This window comes from gamma proteobacterium SS-5 (genome assembly GCA_009497875.2).
In the GTDB taxonomy this organism is placed as follows: domain Bacteria; phylum Pseudomonadota; class Gammaproteobacteria; order Chromatiales; family Chromatiaceae; genus Magnetovirga; species Magnetovirga frankeli.
Genome location: CP032508.2, coordinates 1,494,061 through 1,514,376, shown reverse-complemented (window position 1 = coordinate 1,514,376; position 20,316 = coordinate 1,494,061). Strand labels below are relative to the sequence as shown.

20 protein-coding genes, 1 tRNA gene and 2 pseudogenes are annotated in these 20,316 nt (G+C 62.4%); 16 read left to right on the top strand and 7 right to left on the bottom strand.

The genetic code is table 11. The annotated features are described in order from the left end of the window. Positions 1 to 14: 14 nt before the first annotated feature. From D5125_12385 to surE, 3 genes are read right to left on the bottom strand one after another with little or no spacing between them, the layout of a single operon-like run. Positions 15 to 593 (bottom strand): DedA family protein, encoded by a 579-nt coding sequence (locus D5125_12385; GenBank protein ID QFY90214.1) that lies wholly within the window; start codon positions 591 to 593, stop codon positions 15 to 17. Then, positions 590 to 1,252, bottom strand: a complete 663-nt coding sequence (locus D5125_12380; protein ID QFY90213.1) for a protein-L-isoaspartate(D-aspartate) O-methyltransferase — start codon at positions 1,250 to 1,252, stop codon at positions 590 to 592. The genes D5125_12385 and D5125_12380 overlap by 4 nt, the downstream gene beginning before the upstream one ends. After that, complete coding sequence (gene surE / locus D5125_12375) at positions 1,252 to 2,004, bottom strand: 5'/3'-nucleotidase SurE (GenBank protein QFY90212.1); 753 nt, start codon at positions 2,002 to 2,004, stop codon at positions 1,252 to 1,254. The genes D5125_12380 and surE overlap by 1 nt, the downstream gene beginning before the upstream one ends. A gap of 4 nt (positions 2,005 to 2,008) precedes the next feature. Between surE and D5125_12370 the strand changes: the two genes are divergently transcribed. From D5125_12370 to D5125_12325, 10 genes and pseudogenes are all read left to right on the top strand, one after another. Next, the gene (locus tag D5125_12370) at positions 2,009 to 2,578 is read left to right on the top strand and encodes a Smr/MutS family protein (protein QFY90211.2); all 570 of its coding nucleotides are present in this window, start codon (positions 2,009 to 2,011) and stop codon (positions 2,576 to 2,578) included. Between the two features lie 246 nt (positions 2,579 to 2,824). Continuing rightward, complete coding sequence (locus tag D5125_12365) at positions 2,825 to 3,064, top strand: type II toxin-antitoxin system HigB family toxin (protein QFY90210.1); 240 nt, start codon at positions 2,825 to 2,827, stop codon at positions 3,062 to 3,064. A 12-nt stretch (positions 3,065 to 3,076) separates the two neighbouring features. Next, a complete protein-coding gene (locus D5125_12360) occupies positions 3,077 to 4,306 on the top strand; it encodes an ImmA/IrrE family metallo-endopeptidase (protein ID QFY90209.1) in 1,230 nt (409 codons plus the stop codon). Positions 4,307 to 4,749: 443 nt separating this feature from the next. After that, entirely contained in the window at positions 4,750 to 4,977 is a 228-nt protein-coding gene (locus tag D5125_12355) for a DUF4160 domain-containing protein (protein ID QFY90208.1), read from the top strand. Beyond that, positions 4,965 to 5,423, top strand: a complete 459-nt coding sequence (locus tag D5125_12350; GenBank protein QFY90207.1) for a DUF2442 domain-containing protein — start codon at positions 4,965 to 4,967, stop codon at positions 5,421 to 5,423. The genes D5125_12355 and D5125_12350 overlap by 13 nt, the downstream gene beginning before the upstream one ends. A gap of 35 nt (positions 5,424 to 5,458) precedes the next feature. Then, positions 5,459 to 5,654: pseudogene (locus D5125_12345) on the top strand (hypothetical protein). Between the two features lie 110 nt (positions 5,655 to 5,764). Next, positions 5,765 to 6,016, top strand: coding sequence for a thermonuclease family protein (locus tag D5125_12340; GenBank protein ID QFY90206.1), 252 nt, complete (start codon positions 5,765 to 5,767; stop codon positions 6,014 to 6,016). Between the two features lie 148 nt (positions 6,017 to 6,164). Continuing rightward, positions 6,165 to 6,515 (top strand): hypothetical protein, encoded by a 351-nt coding sequence (locus tag D5125_12335; protein ID QFY90205.1) that lies wholly within the window; start codon positions 6,165 to 6,167, stop codon positions 6,513 to 6,515. A 97-nt stretch (positions 6,516 to 6,612) separates the two neighbouring features. Next, positions 6,613 to 6,879, top strand: a complete 267-nt coding sequence (locus tag D5125_12330) for a BrnT family toxin (GenBank protein QFY90204.1) — start codon at positions 6,613 to 6,615, stop codon at positions 6,877 to 6,879. A gap of 4 nt (positions 6,880 to 6,883) precedes the next feature. Continuing rightward, positions 6,884 to 7,138 (top strand): BrnA antitoxin family protein, encoded by a 255-nt coding sequence (locus D5125_12325; GenBank protein ID QFY90203.1) that lies wholly within the window; start codon positions 6,884 to 6,886, stop codon positions 7,136 to 7,138. 177 nt (positions 7,139 to 7,315) lie between these two features. Here the strand turns inward: D5125_12325 and D5125_12315 are convergent, their stop codons facing one another. Continuing rightward, positions 7,316 to 8,152: a DDE-type integrase/transposase/recombinase gene (locus tag D5125_12315; GenBank protein ID QFY90202.1), complete on the bottom strand. Its 837-nt coding sequence runs from the start codon at positions 8,150 to 8,152 to the stop codon at positions 7,316 to 7,318. 1,289 nt (positions 8,153 to 9,441) lie between these two features. On the opposite strand from D5125_12315, the gene D5125_12305 reads away from it, so the two are divergent. The 6 genes and pseudogenes from D5125_12305 to D5125_12280 all read left to right on the top strand — a co-directional run bounded on the left by D5125_12305 (position 9,442) and on the right by D5125_12280 (position 14,752). Then, positions 9,442 to 9,515 (top strand) — tRNA-Cys (locus tag D5125_12305). A 363-nt stretch (positions 9,516 to 9,878) separates the two neighbouring features. Beyond that, positions 9,879 to 10,185, top strand: a pseudogene (locus tag D5125_12300) (DUF4102 domain-containing protein). Positions 10,186 to 10,289: 104 nt separating this feature from the next. Continuing rightward, on the top strand, positions 10,290 to 10,829 hold the full coding sequence (locus D5125_12295; GenBank protein QFY90201.1) for a thermonuclease family protein: 540 nt from the start codon (positions 10,290 to 10,292) through the stop codon (positions 10,827 to 10,829). A 235-nt stretch (positions 10,830 to 11,064) separates the two neighbouring features. Further along, entirely contained in the window at positions 11,065 to 11,454 is a 390-nt protein-coding gene (locus tag D5125_12290; protein QFY90200.1) for a hypothetical protein, read from the top strand. Positions 11,455 to 11,580: 126 nt separating this feature from the next. Next, positions 11,581 to 13,908, top strand: a complete 2,328-nt coding sequence (locus tag D5125_12285) for an RNA-binding transcriptional accessory protein (protein ID QFY90199.1) — start codon at positions 11,581 to 11,583, stop codon at positions 13,906 to 13,908. Beyond that, the gene (locus D5125_12280) at positions 13,883 to 14,752 is read left to right on the top strand and encodes an SDR family oxidoreductase (GenBank protein ID QFY90198.1); all 870 of its coding nucleotides are present in this window, start codon (positions 13,883 to 13,885) and stop codon (positions 14,750 to 14,752) included. The genes D5125_12285 and D5125_12280 overlap by 26 nt, the downstream gene beginning before the upstream one ends. A gap of 4 nt (positions 14,753 to 14,756) precedes the next feature. Here the strand turns inward: D5125_12280 and D5125_12275 are convergent, their stop codons facing one another. The 3 genes from D5125_12275 to D5125_12265 form a co-directional block, all read right to left on the bottom strand. Then, complete coding sequence (locus D5125_12275) at positions 14,757 to 17,006, bottom strand: VWA domain-containing protein (protein QFY90197.1); 2,250 nt, start codon at positions 17,004 to 17,006, stop codon at positions 14,757 to 14,759. 233 nt (positions 17,007 to 17,239) lie between these two features. Then, on the bottom strand, positions 17,240 to 18,043 hold the full coding sequence (locus D5125_12270; GenBank protein ID QFY90196.1) for a CbbQ/NirQ/NorQ/GpvN family protein: 804 nt from the start codon (positions 18,041 to 18,043) through the stop codon (positions 17,240 to 17,242). Positions 18,044 to 18,685: 642 nt separating this feature from the next. Beyond that, complete coding sequence (locus tag D5125_12265; protein QFY90195.1) at positions 18,686 to 20,080, bottom strand: ribulose-bisphosphate carboxylase; 1,395 nt, start codon at positions 20,078 to 20,080, stop codon at positions 18,686 to 18,688. Positions 20,081 to 20,316: the final 236 nt, after the last annotated feature.

Sequence of the window (20,316 nt, the reverse complement as noted above, 5' to 3'; positions counted from 1 at the left end):
GAACATCACTTGGATCACCGGCCAAACAGCCAAAACAACATCAGGGCCAAGGCCACCGTCAGCCAGCCCAGCCAATCCACATAGCGGCGCAGGAGCCCATCCATGCGCTCGCCGCCCCAGCGCATCAGGCCGGCCACCAGATAGAAACGGGCCCCGCGCCCCACCACTGAGGCCAGCACGAACAGGGGAAAGTTCATCCCTATGACCCCGGCGGTGATGGTAAATACCTTGTAGGGGATGGGTGAAAAGCCCGCCAGCAGCACCGCCCAGAAGCCCCACTGCTCAAACCATTGGTGGGCGGTGAGGTACTTGGCGTAATAGCCCTGTTGATGCAACAGGGGCTCCACCAGGTCAAATGCCAGCAGGCCGATGAGATAGCCCAGCACCCCGCCCAGCACCGAGGTCAGGGTGGTCAGGCCGGCATAGAACCAGGCCCGCTGCGGCCGGGCCAGGCTCATCGGGGCGAGCATCACGTCCGGCGGGATGGGGAAAAACGACGATTCGGCAAAGCTCAGCCCGGCCAGATAGCGGGTGGCATGGCGATGGGCCGCCCAGCGCATGACGCGCTCATACAGCGGGGAGAACAGCTTCAACTCAGACCTCCCAACAAAGGCACGAAAACCACTTGCTCCAGAAACTCCTTGTCATAGCCCTCCTCGGTGCGGGTTACCCGCAGCAGGGCCTGGGTCTTGCGATCCCCCACCGGCAGCACCAGGGTACCGCCGAGGCGCAACTGGCGCACCAGGGCCAGGGGGATGCCCTCGGGCGCGGCGGTGACCATGATGGCATCAAAGGGGGCCTGTTCCGGCAGACCCATGCCGCCATCCCTGTGCTTGACGTAGATATTGCGCAGACCCAGCTGACGAAAGCGCTGACAGGCCAAATCGCTCAGGGCGCGAATCCGCTCCACCGTGTACAGAGAGCCCACCAGCCGGGCCAGCACCGCCGCCTGATAACCCGAGCCCGTGCCCACCTCCAGCACCCGATCCAGCGGCCCCTGCTGCAACAGCTCCTCGGTCATGCGGGCCACTATGTAGGGCTGGGAGATGGTCTGGCCGTGGCCTATGGGCAGCGAGCTGTCCTCATAGGCGCGGCTGGCCAGGGCCTCATCGACAAAGATATGCCGGGGGGTGTTGCGCATGGCATCGAGCACCGCCATGCTGCGGATGCCCTCCTCCCGCAGACGCTCAATGAGCCGATCACGGGTACGCTGGGAGGTCATGCCGATGCCCTGCAGATGCGCCTTGAGCATCAATCGACCATCCCGTCCAGCCAGCTGCCCAGCTCCGGCAGGGCAGCGTGGCGGGTCAGGTCCACCTGCAGCGGGGTAACCGAGACATAGCCCTGGCGCACGGCATGGAAGTCGGTCCCCGGACCGGCATCCTGCTCCGGCCCGGCCGGCCCGACCCAATAGATCGGCCGCCCCCTGGGGTCCTGCGTGCGCACCACAGGCTCGGCACGGTGCCTGTGCCCCAAACGGGTGGCCTGCAGGCCCTTGATCTGATCAAACGGCAGGTCCGGCACATTGACGTTGAGGATGCTGTCCTGGGCCAGGGGCTGGCGGCACAGATGACGCACCAGCAGGGCCGCCACCCGCGCCCCGCTGGCGTAATGCCTTGGCTCATGGCTGGCCATGGAGACGGCAATCGCCGGATAGCCCAGAAAACGCCCCTCGGTGGCCGCCGCCACCGTGCCCGAGTAGAGCACGTCATCGCCCATGTTGGCCCCGGCGTTGACCCCCGCCACCACCATATCCGGGTCCTGCTCCAACAGGCCCGTGATGGCCAGATGCACGCAGTCGGTGGGGGTGCCCTCAACGCTGATGAAGCCATTGGCCATGGTCTGGGCACGGATGGGCATATCCAGGGTCAGGGAATTGCTCGCCCCGCTGCGATTGCGCTCCGGTGCCACCACGGTGACCTGGGCCAGTTCAGCGATCGCCTCGGCCAGAGCGGCAAGACCCGGTGCCTGGTAGCCATCGTCGTTACTGAGTAATATCCTCATGCTCATGAACACATCTAAAAAGAAAGGCGACACTATAAACGAAACCGCTGCCGACGGCACTGCGGAGGCCGAGTTGTTTCGTCAGGCCATGGCCGATGCCCGCCCCCTGCAGGCCAACCGCATCGAGCCCTTTCGTCCACGCCTGCGCCCCGAGCCCATCGAACAACCGCCGCAGCCCGAGGCCCCGGAGGTGTTCGCCGACCGCAGCATCCAGACCCACGACGAGCTGCTGTTCATGCGGCCCGGTCTGCAACAGCGCCGCTTTCTGGCCCTGCAGCGCGGTCATCTGCCGCCAGAGGAAACCCTCGACCTGCACGGCTACCGGGTGGAACAGGCCCGCCACCTGCTGCGCCAGTTCATCGACCAAAGCCGCATGCGCGCCTTTCGCGTGGTACGCATCATCCACGGCAAGGGCAAGGGCTCGGCGCAACAGCAGCCCATTCTAAAGCAGAAGGTCAACCAATGGCTGCCGCAGCACCAAGGCGTCATGGCCTACAGCTCGGCCCCACGCTGGGACGGCGGCACCGGGGCCACCTACGTGCTGCTGAAACGCTGGCGGGAGGGCGAGGAATAGGGGTCAGGCCAAGGCTCCGATAAGGCTTTTAAACCCCGGCAGCTGACCTCTATACTGGATTGCAGCAGCCATAAGGGGAGGATAAGCGCCTGTTTGCGCCCTGAGGCTGTATTGGACCCCGGCGGCGCTGTCGGGGGTCCGCCCTAGCTTTGATATATCAGCTCCGATTCTTTTCGCTTGGCCTCCACATAAACCGCTGACTGGGAGTGGAAGCCAGACCATCCATTCCAGACCAAGCCATCCTCCCTGAAAACCGCCAAGGTGGCTATCGGCCTCGATCTGACCAGAAAGAAGGCCTCCGCTTGGCAATGCCCGAACGACATCAAGCGTCGTTTCCCCAGTGCGGATTTCCTCTCCGACAACCGGGTGATCTTCAACATCAAGGGCAACCATTACCGGCTGGTCGTCAAAGCGGCCTATCAAGCGGGTATTCTGCGAATAGAATGGGTTGGCACCCATGCGGAATACAGCAAAAAGACATTCTAAGGGGTAAGCGTCATGCAGCTTCGCGTCATCAAATCCGAAAACGACTACCAGGCCGGCATGGCGGCGCTGGCCGAACTCATGGAACTTGATCCAGCGCCGGGCAGCCCCGAGGCCGATCAACTGGAATTGCTCGGCCTGCTGCTGGAACAGTACGAGGACCAGCACTTCCCCATGGATGCGCCCGACCCGGTGGACGCCATCCTCTTTCGCATGGACCAGCAAGGCCTGATCAACAACGACCTGGTACCCCTGATCGGCTCCAAGTCCAAGGTCTCGGAAGTGCTCAATCGCAAACGGCCGCTGAGCCTGTCCATGATCCGCAAGCTCCATGCAGAGCTGGGCATACCGGCTGAGGTGCTGCTGCAAGAGCCCGGTCAGGCCCTGCCCCTGGAAAGCGAAGAGGATTACAGCAAATACCCCATCAAGCCGATGCAGGCCAATGGCTACTTCACCGCCAATAACCTCGCCCCGGCCGAACTCAAGGACTACGCCGAGGAACTGGTGACCGGCTTTTTCAGGCGTGTGGATGAACCCGCCCTGGTGGCACGGTTTCGCCACAGCAACAATCAGCCGGAAGCGCACAAGCGCAGCAAGCGTGACCTCGACCCCTACGCACTCAAGGCCTGGTGCGGCCGCGTGGCCGAACGCGCTAAACAGCAGTCGGTTGGCGCCTATCGCCAAGGCGCTATCAATGATCAAAGCCAATTCATGGCACGCCTGGCCGAGCTCAGCAGCTTCGACAACGGCCCTCTGCTGGCCCAAGAGCATCTGGCGCGCTACGGCATCCACCTCATCATTGAACCCCATCTGCCCAAAACCTACCTGGACGGCGCCGCGCTACTGCTGGGCAACGGCCAGCCCGTCATCGGCATGACCCTGAGGCACGACCGAATCGACAACTTCTGGTTCGTCCTGCTGCACGAACTGGCCCATGTGGCACTGCACCTGCACGACAGCAAAGACCTGTTTGTCGATGACCTGGACAGTGAATCCGATGACACCCAAGAGCGCGAGGCCGACCAGCTCGCCCTCAATGCCCTCCTGCCCGATGCGCTGCTGGAGGCCAGCCCCGCCTGGCAACGGCTTGACCCCAAGGCCGTGCTGAAACTGGCCCGCAGCCGCAACATTCACTCTGCCATCATCGTCGGGCGGATACAGCACAAGAAACACAACTACCGCCTGTTCAGTCGCTCGCTGGGACGTGGGCAAGGGGAGGTGAGAAGGTTGTTTGGTTTGACGTAGAAAAACAAAACCCCCGGTGCGACAACACCGAGGGCTTTGCTTGGCAAGGTAGAGCGGCAATTGGGGGGCGTTCCCTATTGTTCGCTCGACGGCGACCACCTGCGCGCCATCACCCCGCGCCGGTTCAAACTGATCGCGCACGACCGCGACCACTAGGAGCCTGTCGGATTTAGGATGCTCCTACTGCGCCGGTGGGAAGAACGGCCCAGAATTGTTTTAAACATCGGCCCCGATTTTTCGTTGCGTAGGCCAACTCAGCGCCTCAAAATCGTGAAAATTTGTTCTCGTTCTCCCACCTTGCTCGCTACGGGCACCTAAACCCGACAGGCTCCTAGGGCCGTACCGTCGCCGAACTCATCGACCCGGCCAGCGGCCTTGGGGTATCGGCATCCATGACGGACTGATGCCTTTTTTATAGAAAAAATTTCTATATACTTAAAGCCATGACGAGCAAGCAGCGCTTCCGCACAAAGTACCGGCTGGAGTTGCGCGAGCGGGATCATGGCCCCGCCCATGTCCACCTGGTCGGCGGCGAGTTCGACGTCATCATCTACCTGGACAGCTTGCAGAGCGAGGGCCGTTGGCCCAAAGGACTGCGCCAGGAAGTCCTGGACTGGATCAAACAGCACCGGCAGCAACTGATGGAGGACTGGAACCAATGGCACCCATGAAACGCCCCCGCCTCAAGGCCGTGCAAGCCTTGCCGACCCATCGCCTGCGCCTCACCTTTATAGACGACAGCGTGCAGGAACTGGACTTTGCACCGCTCTGGGCGCAATCCCCCGGTCTGGCACCGTTGCAGCACCCCAAGGTCTTTGCCGAGGCTAGCCTGATCGAAGGTGAAGGCTGGGCCGTGGTCTGGCCCAGCGTCGACATCCAGATCGGCGCAGACACCCTCTGGCTGGACGCCCAAGCGCAAAACGCCCCGGACGAAAACGCCCGCATCTTCGCCCAATGGCGTGCACGCAACCACCTCAGCCTGGCCCAAGCCGCCGGTGCCCTAGGGCTCACCCCGCGCACCATCAGCAGCTTTGGCACTGGCGCTCGCCCGGTGCCCCGCTACATCGCCCTAGCCTGCATCGGTTGGGAGGCGGAGCATAAAAGCAAGGCTGCGTGAGGGTGACTGCCTGCCGCGCCCAGGAGCCGAATGCCATGACCATCAAAGAACTGGCGATTGAACAGATCGACACCCTGGCGGAACCGCAGATCCGCGAGGTCCTGGACTTCATTGGCTATCTCAAGCAAAAAAAACGACCGGACCGCGTGGGTCGACTTGATCAATGCCCAGCAGGAATCCCTGGCGTCCGTTTGGAACAATCTCGAGGACGAGGTGTGGAATGATTTGTAGACGCGGCCAACTGGTACTGGCACCCTTTCAAGGAGGCATGGCACCGAATCGGCGATGGGCATGCAAGCGCCTAACCCGCCAACCGAAAGATGTAGTCCGATTGGCCCCTTGTGCTAAACGGGGTACGTCCCCTATTATTTCTCGACCGCGACCGCTACGGCCGCACCGTCGCCGAACTCATCGACCCGGCCAGCGGCCACAACATCAACCGGCAGATGGTCGAACAGGGCCAGGCGGCGGTGTATCGGCGTTATTGCCCGGAGTCCGGTTACCGGCAGGCCGAGCAAGAGGTCAAGCGGCAGGGGCTGGGGGTATGGCGGCAGGCGGGGGATTGGCAGCGGCCATGGGCGTATCGGCAATAGCCCGGTTTGCACTCCGGCTTTGCTTGGGCATAATTGAGCTATCACCGGCAGTAATACCCGGCACCACGTCAGCCCCGGTGCCACCACCCCCTGGCCGGACAAGCCCGACGACCAGGCTGAGGCCGAAGAAGAACTGCTGCAAAGCCTGGTGGACCTCAACGCCCAGCGCGCCTTGGAGGAACAGCGCGGCCTCATCCGCTGGCTGCGCCCCGACTACCAAAACCCCCAGGGCCAAACCGCCAGCCAACAGGCCGCCGAGCTCGACAACCCCGCCGCAGCCGCCAGCGAAACCAGCAAACTGGACTGGCCCAAAACCCTGCCCGAACAGGTCCAAGCCCTGCGCACCGCCCTCGACCAACACCCAGACCCCGCCAGCGCCGACCAACTGGCCCGCACCTTCAAACGCGCCCAGCTCAAGCGCATCGCCGAAATCCTCGAAACACTGGTAGCCATAGGCCAGGCCCGCAAGCTGGAAGGCGAGCTGTATGCGGCGGTGTGATGGTTGGCGGGGCTGCCCCAGGTGGGGGTAGCCAGACAACGCGCGCACCGCTTCAGGCTAGCTTGCGATATATGTATTTAATGCACATAATCGAGGCATGGAGATTCAGTATGACATCGCCAAGAACACCGCCAACATCCGCAAGCACAAGATCAGCTCCGCCGATTGCGAAGGCGTGTTCTATGACCCGATGGCCATCACCATCGAAGACCGCGACCAGGATGAGTTTCGCCAAGTAACCCTCGGCATGGATAGCTTCTCACGGTTGCTGGTGGTGTGCTGGACGGAATGCGGGACGGACTGCATCCGCATCATCTCGGCCCGCAGGGCCGATCCGAGCGAACGTAAAGCCTACGAAGGGTGACCCAATGAAAGACCGATACGATTTCTCCATGGGAACGCGCGGAGCTGTAGCCAAAAGCACAGGGAAATCCCGCATCACCATCATGTTAGACGACGAGATACTGGACGCCTTTCGCGCCAAGGCGGAAGCAAGCGGCAGCGGCTACCAGACAGAAATCAACCGGGCGCTGCGTGAATACCTGCAGCAGGATGCGCCGCCAACGCTGGAGGCCATCCGCCAGGTGATCCACGACGAGCTGAGCGCGATCCGCGAGGGCTGATTGTGCTCTCCGTGCGACCAGCGTCCCTGAAAGCCGACACCGATTTTTCCCAGGGTGAGCGCGGCAAGTTCTTCCGCCCGAAAGCCCGCCACCATTTGCCGGTCTACCTCGATGAGGACGTGGAGCGCTATCTACAGGAACACGCCCGCTCCAAGGGGGTTGAGGTGGCGCAACTGGTCAACTGTCGAGTCCCGGCTGATCATCAGTGCTTTTATTAAACAGTTCCGGTGCCTTTTTCTGCCACTCCTTCAATGCTTGCACAGGCGTTTTGTGCCCCAGTGCCTTCTGAGGGATGTGGTAATTATAGACCATCAGGTAGTGCTCTAGGGCCTCTGCTAGGCTGCGCCTGGAGTCGTAGTGGTGAGTGGCCAGTATCTCGCTGATACGCCCGTTAAAACGCTCTACCATGCCATTGGTTTGTGGGTGCCTCGGCTTGATTAGGCGATGCTCGATCGACTGCTGGGTACACACCTGATCAAACAGGTGTGAGCCGGTGGGTTCTCGCTCTCCATTGGCCACGAAACGATCAGTGAATTCCTTACCGTTATCGGTCAAGATGGTTTTGATGTGAAACGGGGCTTTGTCGATGGCATTCTGCAAAAACCGACTGGCCGTTTCGGCACTCTTGTCGCCATGGATCTCCATGTGTACCCAGCGCGTGGAGCGCTCGATTGCCACATACAGGTAACATCGCCTGGTCTCATCTGCCATGCGGGGCAAGTACTTGAGATCGATGTGCACATAGCCCAAGGGGTAGGTCTTGAAGGCCTTCACGGGCTTGCCAGCCTGCTCCAGACGCCGCTGCTCTGCCTGCAGGTCACGCAAACTGGGCACATCAGTGGCTATTCCCGGCAGAAAGCCTCGCAGAGTCTGCGGACTTTCAACAGGTAAAAACTCAATTCGATGCTCATACGCCAGTACTTGCAGTTTCTGCCCTGCTTCGATGTGCAACTGCTCTCGAACCGCCTGTGGAATCACAACCTGAAATTTGGGAGAAACGGTCACTGCCAGCATGGAAAGCCCCTTGGTAGGTTAATTATCCGATCGATACTGCATCTGTAGCACAGGCATCATATCAATTCAAATTGAATAATGGGGACGTACCCCAAGTGCGCCCCTAATGACAGAAACCCTCGCGTTATGAGTGGGGGTGTGATTTACGGATTTTCTGGCGAAGGAGGGGGAGTCTGGAATCGGTGCTGCGCTTCCGGGTCCCATCTGTGGGCGGACTGCTGGTGATGGCCCGTCGCTATGCACCGATGCACCGTTGCGCCCGCCTGGAGGTCGAACCCGACTGGCAGCGATTGCGGCGGCGGGATCGACCAGCGCGGCGACAGCATTCGCGATTCCCGCTCCTGAGACAGATGCCGGACCCGATGCCGAGCCATCAGCCGCTGCAGGATAGGGGATGATCAGGCCGGCGCAGGGATCAGCACCGTGCCGGAAGCTGCGGCAACCTGCACTGGGGTGGGGCGGCTCCACGGCCCGCCGGATTGGTGCTGAGGTGTTGGTGGGGCCTGTGCCCCGCGCTGGCGCTGATAGCGGCCCCCGAGTTGTTCTGCCCTGGGAAGAGCCCCAGACCCCCGAGGCGGAGCCCCGTCCGGCTGTTTGATCCCCCAGCATCCTTACTGTGAAACTCGCGAAGCGCTCGTTTGCTCCCTCGACAGCTGTTCCTGACGCTATTCTACCTCCTGCATCCCTGCAGTCGCCTCCCTCCGGGAAGGGGTTGGGGGGAGGGAACGATCAGGGGCAAGGCGACTTTTATCTTCTGGGGTGGCCGCCTTGCCCCATGATCGTTGCTCGGGGGCTTTGGCGGGGTGCTGGCCAGCCCGGTGCCGTCCGGGCTTGGGCTCACCAGGGCTGTTTTAATCCCCCAGCATCCCTGCTCGGGGAGTCGGGTCGGTGGGTTCTGCCCAGCCTTCCCTGACTGGGCAAAGCCGGTTGTTCATCCCATCCCATCCCGCTAAGGTGCTGCGCGGCTGTTTCTACTTGGGGGCATGCCCCCAAACCCCCAGGCCGCTCGCCTTGCTTCGCGGTGTCGCTGCGCTCCATAAGGTGGGCTTGCGCCCCAAAAAAAGTAAGGGCAATAGGGGTACGTCCCCTATTTTGTTCTGTTGTGGTATGTGGCTGTAACCGAACAGCTTTCTGACCACGGCACCGTTTTTTCCATCCGCCAAAGCGTTGTCGTTGGAGTGCCGCGAACGTGACTTGGTGAACTCGATACGCAGCTTCTCCAGCAGACCGGCCTCCCGCTTGTTGATTTGACCCCCGCCAAAGGATCGCTATAATGCGCAATCCCGTTCGGCTCAGTGGCAGAGTGGCTATGCAGCGGATTGCAAATCCGTGTACGTCGGTTCGATTCCGGCCTGAGCCTCCAAACACCCCTCCTAGACACTCCCACCAACCCCCCTAACCAAGCGAAAAGCTGGTTTTTTATCTCCGTGATCTATCATTTATTCCCAGGAACCCCCAGGGGTACCCGCAAAAGTGGGGGTAGATTTGGGGGGATTTTCCAGGGGGTAAAAAATCTACCCCCAATCAGGGGGGAATGACCTCTCTGCGGAATGCCACCAGCTGAAAATACAGCCTGATTGCTCCTGAATTTGGATGCGGCAAAAAAACTCTTACCAGAGTGCAGGTTGCAGCACGGACAAGACCCCTTCTCATGGCCGCCAAGTGCGTGTCATTGCTGGGCTGGTGGATTCTGACCTCAAAAGCGATACCCCCAGGAGGTGAGAAGGTGAAACTGACTGCGCAACAAGTGAAGAACGCCAAGCCCGCCGAGAAGGCTTACAAGCTGGCGGACGGTGAAGGGCTGTTCCTGCATGTCATGCCCAACGGCTCAAGACTTTGGCGGCTGAAGCCTGGAGAAGCTGCTGGCGCTGGGCAAGTACCCGGAGGTATCTCTGGCTGACGCCCGCGAAGCCAAGGCCAAGGCTCGCCAGCAGATACAGGGCGGGACCGACACCTACGCAACGAAAAATCAAGGCCAATGTTTAAAACCATTCTGGGCCGTTCTTCCCACCGGCGCAGTAGGAGCATCCTAAATCCGACAGGCTCCTAGACCCAACTCATTTTCGTTGCTTAGCCGATTAAAGGCCTCTATTCTAGACTTGGCCCCAGTTTCTTCTTGAACTGAAGTGAGAACAAGATGACCAAATCCATTCTACTGATCTCTAGCCTGCTATGGCTGCAGGCCCCGCTGGCGCTGGCCGCTGAAATGCAGATCGACCTGGATACGCTTGCCGTTGAGGACGGCGATACCGTCCTCATCCCCTTCAACGGCAAGGAGATACGCCTGCAGCTGCTGGACATAGACGCCCCCGAGGACAGCAACAACCCCAAGCTGCTGCTCGACCTGCAGACCACCGGGCTGGATCGCAACAGCCTGCTCGCGCTGGGCCAGGCCAGCACGGCGCGGCTGAAGCAGCTCATCGCCAGCCTTGGTCCCTTCCAGGCGCGTTTCGACCCCGACCTGCGCGACCGCTACGGCCGCATCAACGGCGAGGTATTCGATGCCCAGGGCCGCTCCCTGGCCGCCACCCTGGTGGCCGAGGGCTATGCGGTACCCACCAAGCCGGCCGATACCCCCTCCCCGCACAGGGCAAGCACGCTGCAGGCCAAGGTGGAAAACCGCGGCCTCTGGGCCGATGCCACCGCCAAGGCCATGGCCGCCTGGAGCAAATACTGAACCCGAAACAGAAAAGGGGTCAGGTCTAAAACAGAAAAGGGGTCAGGTCTAGATTTTAGAATTCAGGCTCTGTTCTTACCTCCAAAGACGAAAAAAGCTATGATTCTAGACCTGACCCTATTCTGCTCTCTAGACCTGACCCTATTCTGCTCTTGTGTGATTGATTGAATTCAATGCCACCAGCCCCCTCTGCGACTAAGCTAGAGCGCTTTCCTTCCCGACCCTGGAGTGCTCGATGAAACAGCAGTTACTGCAAGAAAAATACCCCGTTTATGTGCTGGAACTGGCCAAGGGCGAGACCCCTTATGCCGACACCGACGCCATACTGGCCTACCTCAAGGACGCCATCGACAAGCACCCAGTGGCCGCCTATATCGCCGAGTTTGATCACTACGCCCACACCAAGGCCCTGCCAGAAGGTGAATTGGCCCCCGGTCTGGTGGCGGCCAAGAATATCGTTTTCTGCTTCGGCACCAAGCTACCCAAACCGGAAATGCTCTCGGTGCGGCCACGCTCCATTGGCGTTGCCGAGTACGCCGATCGCTTTGTCATCTCTTTCCTGGAGGCCCCCATGCCTGTGGCCAACGAGGCCATGGAGCATTGGGTCAAGGCACTGGCGGCCTGATAGACACCCCGAAAAGGGGGTCAGGTCTAGATTTCAGAATTCAGGCTCTGCTCTTACCTCCAAAGACGAAAAAAAGCTATGATTCTAGACCTGACCCTATTCTGGTGACCCTATTCTGGAACGCCCATGAGCCTTGCCCCCATCCCCGTGCGTATTGCCGAAGAACTCAGCTGTCGTCCTGCCCAGGTGGAGGCGGTGATGCAGCTGCTGGCCGAGGGGGCGACCATCCCCTTCATTGCCCGTTACCGCAAGGAGGTGCATGGCGGTCTGGACGATACCCAGCTGCGCCACCTGGAAGAACGTCTGGGCTATCTCACCGAGCTGGAGGAGCGACGCGTCAGCGTGCTTAAGTCCATTGAGGAGCAGGGCAAGCTGACCCCGGAGCTGGCCAGCGCCATCCAGGCGGCGGAGTCCAAGGTGCGCCTGGAAGACCTCTATCTGCCCTACAAGCAGAAGCGCCGCACCAAGGCGGCGATTGCCCGCGAGGCCGGGCTGGAGCCCCTGGCCCTGAGCTTGCTGGATGATCCCACTCAAGACCCGGCGCTGCGGGCGGCGGCCTTTGTGGATGCCGACAAGGGCGTGGCCGATGCCGCAGCGGCGCTCGATGGCGCGCGGCAGATTCTGATGGAGCACTTTGCCGAGGATGCCGAGCTGTTGGGCGATCTGCGCCAGCTGTTGCAGCAGGAGAGCCAGCTGCGCGCCCAACTGGTGGCGGGTAAGGAGACGGAGGGGGCCAAGTTTGCCGATTATTTCGATTACAGCGAGCCCCTGGCCAAGGCGCCCTCGCACCGCGCCCTGGCGCTGTTTCGCGGGCGCAAGGAGGGGGTGCTGAATCTGAACCTGGCGCTGGCCGATGATGAAGGCCTGGGCCATAACGAGCTGGGCCGCTGCGAGCGGCGCATCGCCGCCCACTTTGGCATCAGCGATCAACAGCGCCCGGCGGATGCCTGGCTCAAGGAGACGGTGCGCTGGACTTGGCGCGTCAAGCTGGCCTTTCACCTGGAGACCGACCTGTTCGGCAGCCTGCGCGAGGTGGCGGAGGAAGAAGCGATCCGCGTGTTTGCGCGCAACCTGCAGGACTTGCTGCTGGCCGCCCCGGCCGGACCCCGCGCCACCCTGGGGCTGGACCCCGGCCTGCGCACTGGGGTCAAGGTGGCGGTGGTGGATGCCACTGGTAAGCTGCTGGACGCCGCCACCGTCTATCCCCATGTGCCGCAGCGGCAGTGGGATCAGTCCCTGGCGGTGCTCGGCGCGCTCTGTCAGCGCCACGGCGTACAGCTGATCGCCATCGGCAACGGCACCGCCTCGCGTGAGACCGATCAGCTCGCCGCCGAGCTGGTGAAGCAGTTGCCGCAGCTGCGCCTGCAGAAGATCATGGTCAGCGAGGCCGGGGCCTCGGTCTATTCCGCCTCAGAGCTGGCGGCGCGGGAGTTCCCCGAGCTGGATGTGTCCCTGCGCGGCGCGGTGTCCATCGCCCGCCGCCTGCAGGACCCCCTGGCGGAGCTGGTGAAGATCGATCCCAAGTCCATCGGCGTCGGCCAGTATCAGCACGACCTGTCGCAGACCCGCCTGGCCCGCACCCTGGATGCGGTGGTGGAGGACTGCGTCAACGCCGTCGGTGTCGATCTGAATACCGCCTCGGCACCCCTGCTGGCGCGGGTGGCCGGTCTGTCGGCCAATCTGGCCGCACAGATCGTCGCCCACCGCGATCAGCACGGCACCTTTGCCGGCCGCGAGCAGCTCAAGCAGGTGCCGCGCCTCGGCCCCAAGACCTTCGAGCAGTGCGCCGGCTTTCTGCGCGTGATGAACGGCAGCAACCCACTGGATGCCTCAGCGGTGCATCCTGAGGCCTACCCGCTGGTGCAGCGCATCCTGCAGCAGACCGGCAAGCCCATCGGCGAGCTGATCGGCAACACCGGCCTGATCTCGCGCCTGGCGGCCAATGATTATGTGGATGAGCGCTTCGGCGAGCCGACGGTGCGCGACATCCTCAAGGAGCTGGAAAAGCCCGGTCGCGACCCCCGCCCCGAGTTCAAGACCGCCGAGTTCAAGGAAGGGGTGGAGCAGATCAGCGACCTGCAGCTGGGCATGATCCTGGAAGGGGTGGTGACCAATGTCGCCAACTTCGGTGCCTTCGTCGATGTCGGCGTGCATCAGGATGGCCTGGTGCATATCTCCGCGCTGTCGGACAAGTTCGTCAAGGACCCCCATCAGGTGGTCAAGGCCGGTGATGTGGTCAAGGTCAAGGTGATGGCGCTGGATATTCCGCGCAAGCGTATCGGCCTGTCCATGCGCCTCAACGATGACCCGCGGGATCAGGAAGCACAGGCAGGCGCCAGCGATAAGCGCAGCAGACCGGCTCGGCGTGGGGCGCCGCAAAAGCCCGCCCAGCTACCTGCCAAGCCGGCCCAGCCTACCGCCATGGCCAATGCCTTTGCCAAGCTCAAACGCTGAGGACGGCGCCAGCGTCCTCATCACCGGCTGCTCCAGCGGCATCGGCCTGTGCTGCGCCCTGGGCTTGCAGCAGCGCGGCTACCGGGTGTTCGCCAGCGCGCGCCGCGCTGAGGATGTGGAACGGCTGCGGCAACTGGGTCTAGAGGCCCTGCAGCTGGATCTGGCCTCTAGCCAGAGCATCCAGCAGGCCTTCGCGCAGGTCATGGCGGCGACCCATGGCCAGCTCTACGCCCTGTTCAACAACGGCGCCTACGGCCAGCCCGGCGCGGTGGAAGACCTCAGCCGCGATACCCTGCGCCAGCAGCTGGAGACCAACCTGCTCGGCTGGCATGAACTGAGCTGCTTGGCGCTTGGGCCCATGCTCGCCGCCGGACGCGGCCGCCTGGTGCACAACAGCTCTGTGCTCGGCTTTGTCGCCATGCCCTACCGGGGCGCCTACAACTGCTCCAAATACGCCCTGGAGGGCCTGACCGACACCCTGCGCCTGGAGCTGCGCGGTACTGGGGTGCACGTCAGCCTGATCCAGCCCGGCCCCATCCTCAGCCGCTTCCGCGAGAATGCCTACCGCAGCTTCCAGCGCAACATAGACCCGGCCCACAGCCGCCACCGCGAGCAATATGCGGCCATGGAACGACGCCTGACCCTACAAGGCCCGGCCGCGCCCTTTACCCTGCCGCCGGAGGCGGTGCTCAAGCGGCTGATTCACGCCCTGGAAAGCCCGCGCCCCAAGGCGCGCTACCCGGTGACCTTTCCCACCTATCTGTTCGCTCTGCTCAAGCGCCTGCTGCCCACGGCGCTGCTGGATCGCCTGCTGATCAAGGCCTCGGGGGATGGGGCCAGGTAGCCATCTACTTGGTCAGGGACAAAAACAACTCCGGCAAGCGCTGGGGCAGCTTTTCTACCCGGTCGATAACGGTGTAGTGCTTGCCGAAGATGTCCGCCACATAGGCATCGGCCTGGGGGTCGAGGTTGACGCAGAAGCAGGCGATGCCGTCGCGGCCCAGCTCGCGCACCGCCTGGTGGGCGTCTTCGATCAGCAGGCGTGGATCGGCCTCGTCGATGTCATGGGGCTCGCCGTCGGTGAGAATCAGCATCAGCCGTTTGTCCGCCTGACGCTTGGCCAGGGCACGGCCGGCGTGGCGCATGGCCGCGCCCATGCGGGTGGAGAAGCCGGCCTGGATGGCACCCAGCCGGCCCTTGACCTGCTCATCCCAGTGCTCGCTGTAGCCCTTGATGTGCTGGTAACGCACCTCGTGGCGGCTGTCGGAGTTGAAGCCGGCAATGGCAAATTCATCCCCCAGGTGCTCTATGGCCCAGGCCAGTAGGGCCACCGCCTCCTGCGCCAGCTCCAGGATGCTCTGGCTGGCCCCCGGCGGTACCTGGTTGAGGGATTGGGACAGATCCAGCAGCAGCAGCACGGCGATATCGCGGCCATCGTGGCGCTGGCTCATGTTGATGCGCGGATCGGGCTGGGCACCGCCCTTGAGATCGATCAGGGAGCGGATGGCCAGGTCCAGATCCAGCTCGGCACCGTCTTCCTGATAGCGCAGGCGCACATACTGCTGCGGCTTGAGCAGGTCGAGCAGGCGCTTGAGCTGCTTGGCCAGGGCCTGGTGTTTGTTGAGCAGGGCGTCGATGCGCTCGGCCTGACCGCCGGGGTGCAGGGCCTCGTACAGGCTGACCCAGTCGGGGCGGTAGGTGCGCGCCCGGTAGTCCCATTCCGGATAGTGGCGCGGCGGCAGGCGGTTGCTGTCTTCCTCTTGCTGCGGGCGCCGTTCCTCTTCGTACAGCTCTTCCTCATCGCCGTTTTCGATGTAGCGCCACAGGTGGCGGTTGTCGTCGCGGTAGTCCACCTCGGTATCGGTGAAGTGCACCCGGGCGGACAGGTCGGCCTGACTGCGGGTCCGGGCGATGTAGCTGATGGCCAGATCGGCCATCTGCTGGCTGTTTTGCCCCGGCTGCGCCAGCAGTTGCTCAAATTGGCCGAGAAACTCCAGCAGCACCGGGTTGCTGTAGCCGTGCGCCGGTTGCAGCGCGGCGAAGGAGAACATGGTCAGGCGGTGACGGATGCAGGACTCGCGCTGCGGGTCACAGGCCTGCTCATGCGGGCGCGGGTGCAGGGCCAGCCACAGGCGGCGCAGGCCGGGATAGCGGCGCAGCGCCAGGCGCTCCACCCGGCAGTCCTCGAACACCTCGATGGCCAGACGTTGAAACGGGCTGAAGTTGTCGGCGATCAGCGGGCGGCTCCAGCGCTTGTGGGCGGCGACATGGGCCAGCAGGGCGCGGTAGCGGTCGATGCCGCGCACCCCTGCGCGGTCGTCATAGACATCGGGCACGCGGATGCCGCGATCATCAAAATAGGCCACCGGCTTGCGCAGCTGGTCAAAGGCGTTGGAGAAGGGCACGAACAGCTCATGGCGGCCCCACAGCGCCTGCAGATAGAGATCCAGCTGGCGCTCGTGATCGGCATAGAGGGTGCCGTGGCGCTCGCGCTGTAATACGGCGCGGCTGTCGGCGGATTGCAGGCTGAAGTAGTCGCGCTGGCGCTCCGGGTGGCGCAGATAGTGCTCCAGGCCGTAGTCGATCCAGTTGCGCAGGCCCTGGCAGGACAGCTCGGCGAGCAAGGCGGGCATGCGCTCCAGCAGATCCCCCAGGCTGGGGCTGGCGATGGTGGCGGACTGGTTGCCGTGGATGGAGCTGCTGGTGCGCTCCATGAATTCCAGCACCAGGGCGCAGTAGCGCTCCAGCAACTCCAGGCTGGCCAGGCGGCGGGACACGGCGGCCAGGCTCTGCAGGAAGGGCGGGATGGATTTGCCGTTGGGGCTGCGCGAGATCTTCCATACCGTCTGGGCGACCAGCGACAGGCTGGCCTCGCCCAGGCGCTCGGCCACCTCGGGCATTTCCTCCAGATAGACCAGCACCGGCTCCACGCCGCGGCCGATCATGCAGATCAGCGAGGCGCCGTCCAGGTAGTCCTTGATGCCCTGCGCGCTCAACAGCCGCGCAGCCTCACTGATACAGGCAGGGAACACATGCTCGATGCGCTCGAAGTTGCAGCTCAGCCGCTGGCGGTAGGCCTGGATGTCTTGATCGTTCATGGGGTTAGCCTAACGGGCATGGAGCGGACAGCAGCATCCAGAAACATGAATCAATATCTTGGCGGCTGCGGGACTCGGGGTTCGGGACTCGGGACTCGAAAATTGCCACAGATGTTTCACAGTAAAGCTGCCGGTTGTGGGAGGGCAGCTTTGCTGCGCGAATAGGCTCCTGATGGCGCTGGCCAGTCGCCCAGCAAAGCTGGCCTCCCACCGGCGTTTTTCACAGAAAGAAACTAACCAAACACCGCATCAATGGCGTGGTGCAGGGTGGCGCGGATGTCGGCATCGTCGGTGATGGGATCGACCAGCGCCATGCGGCAGGCGGGAATCGGCACCACGCCGCGCTGGATCAGGCGTGCGGCATACACCAGCAGGCGGGTGGAGATGCCCTCGTCCAGGCCGTGACCCTTGAGGTTGCGCGCCGTCTGGGCGATCTTGACCAGCTGGCTGGCGGTCTCCAGGGGAGAGCGGGTCTCGGTGGCGATGATCTGCGCCTCCAGCTCAGCGCCGGGGTAGTCGAAGGTCAGGGCGGAGAAGCGTTGCTTGGTGGATTGCTTGAGGTCCTTCATCAGCGACTGATAGCCGGGGTTGTAGGAGATCACCAGCTGAAAATCCGCATGGGCCTGCACCAGCTCGCCCTTCTTGTCCAGCGGCAGGGTGCGGCGGTGGTCAGTCAGCGGGTGGATGACCACGGTGGTGTCCTGCCGCGCCTCGACGATCTCATCCAGGTAGCAGATGGCACCGATACGCGCCGCCGTGGTCAGGGGGCCGTCCAGCCAGCGGGTGCCGTTGGCGTCCAGCAGGTAGCGGCCGACCAGGTCGGAGGCGGTCATGTCCTCGTTGCAGGCGACGGTGATCAGGGGGCGGCCCAGCTGCCAAGCCATGAATTCAACAAAACGGGATTTGCCACAGCCGGTGGGGCCCTTGATCATCACCGGCAGGCGTTCGGCATAGGCCGCCTGATACAGCGCCACCTCGTCCGCCTGGGGTTGATAAAAGGGTTCGCGCTGAACGCGGTATTGCTCGCTGTCGGTCATGCGGGTTCCTGTCAATCGTACGGGCAAGGGTCAAGGCCTTTGTAGGCCTTAATTTTTCAGTTAAGCCACAGAGACACAGACGACCCACAGGATGTGGAGAGGTAGAGCAACGCAGGAGCAGTTGCCGAGATCACAGAGTTTTTTCAATAAGTTACATTATTGACCGCATTCACCTGGAAGATGCTAAATATCCCCTCTGTAAACACATTGAATTTCTCTGTGCGCTCGGCTCTGGCTCCAGGCTTCGCCCTACCTCCTCCGTCCATGGAGTCGTCTGTGGCTCCGTGGCTAAAGGCTTTTTTTACTGTGAAACAACATTGAGGTTTGCCACTCATCCTGGGAGCTCCGAGCCCCGGAAATCCGAACTGACGCTCGGAGGTGCAATGGGGCAGGCGTGACCCTGTCTAACGGCAACCCCGGATTCCGCTGCGCTGCATCCGGGCTACTTCCTCCTCATTCTTCTCTGCGTCCTTTGCGCTCCTCGACTCTGGCATCCTGCTTCGTTCTACCTCCTGCTTCCCTGCAGTCGTTTGCGTCCTCTGCGTCCCATTGACCAGGAGATGTTTCATGTTTCGGGGTGTCGCCATTCGCTTCATGGTCGTTAGGACAAAACAAGGGCGGCCCGAGGGCCGCCCTTTTGCCTTACTTGTGCGCCGAGCTGGCACCCAGCTTGTCGCGCCAGCCAGGGAAGATCTGGTCGGCATCGTGCGGGAAGGATTCGAAGGCGCGGGCGAATTCCTTGTGTTCCTTGGCCCACTCGATCGGATCGGCACCGGCCTTCCAGCACTCATAGGCCTGGCGCAGGGAGATGGCGCCGGCCGCCGGGCTGTCGATGTGGCCGTAGGAGCCGCCACCGGAGGTGTTGATGACGTTGCCGTGGCCGAGGTTTTCAAAGAAGCCGGGCAGGCGCAGGGCGTTCATGCCGCCGGAGATGATCGGCGTAGTGGGCTTCATGCCGTACCACTTCTGGAAGTACACCGGGCCCTGGCACTCGTCGCGCTCGATCATGTAAGCGATGATCTTGTCATCGGCATCGCCTTCCATCTTACCGTAGCCCATGGTGCCGACGTGGATACCCGAGGCACCCTGCAGACGGCTCATCTTGGCCAGCACAAAGGCGGTGTAGCCGCGCTTGGCCGAGGGAGAGGTCACGGCACCATGACCGGCACGGTGGTAGTGCAGGTACTGGCCGGGGTATTGACGGCGGGCGGTGGTGACCATGCCCGGACCACCCACATAGCCGTCCACCAGGAAGGCGACCTTGTCCGCATCCGGGCCAAAGGCCTCCAGGATGTAGTCGGCGCGGGCGCACATTTCGTAGTGGTCATCGGCGGTGATGTTGGCGGAGAACAGCTTGGCCTGGCCGGTCTCGTCCTGGGCGCGGCGCAGGGCATCGACGATCAGCGGGATGACCTTCTTGGTCGGGCAGAACACCTGGTTGCCCTGGGGTTCGTCGTTCTTGATGAAGTCGCCACCCAGCCAGAACTGGTAGGCGGCATGGGCAAAGGGCTCGGGGCGCAGGCCCAGCTTGGGCTTGATGATGGTGCCGGCGATGTAGCCGCCATCCTTGATCGGACGACCCAGGATGCGCCACATGTCGCTGATGTCGCGGGCCGGGCCGTCAAACAGCTGGATGGCGCGCTCAGGCATGTAGAAGTCGATCATCTTGGCGTGTTCGATGTCGCCCATGCCCTGATTGTTGCCGATGGTCAGGGTGAGGAAGGACACCAGCATCATGCGGCCGTCGGTCATGTTGCGATCGAACAGGTCGATGGGATAGGCAATGCGCATATCCTCGGTGGCCTCGTCGATGTGATAGACCAGCGCATCCACGCCCTTGGTGAAGTCGTCGGTGGTGCAGACCTCGACATTGGTGCCGGTGGAGGATTCGGCGGCAAAGTGGGCGGCGGCCTCCAGGTAGCCGTAGCCACCCTTCGGCTTCATCTTGTAGGCGACCAGGATGTGCTTGCCATCGGCAATCAGGTCTTCTTCTTTCAGGGAGAGATCGGAGTAGCGACTGGATTGGTCGAGAGCCATGGTGTTTCCTCTTAAATCTTGGGTGTGGATGCTACCTGCGCCGCCCGGGCAGATCCCGGGAAAAACCCCAGCACTTGCAGGTAAAAAAGAGCGCGCAGTCTATAAGGTAAATAGCGGAATGACGCCCAGAAAAAATATATGGCAAAGGTCAATTTCCTTATAACGCACTGCACAAAACCCTTAGCCCACTGTATTGCGTGATATTCCTGTCGGCAGAGCCGACGGCGGGCAACCGC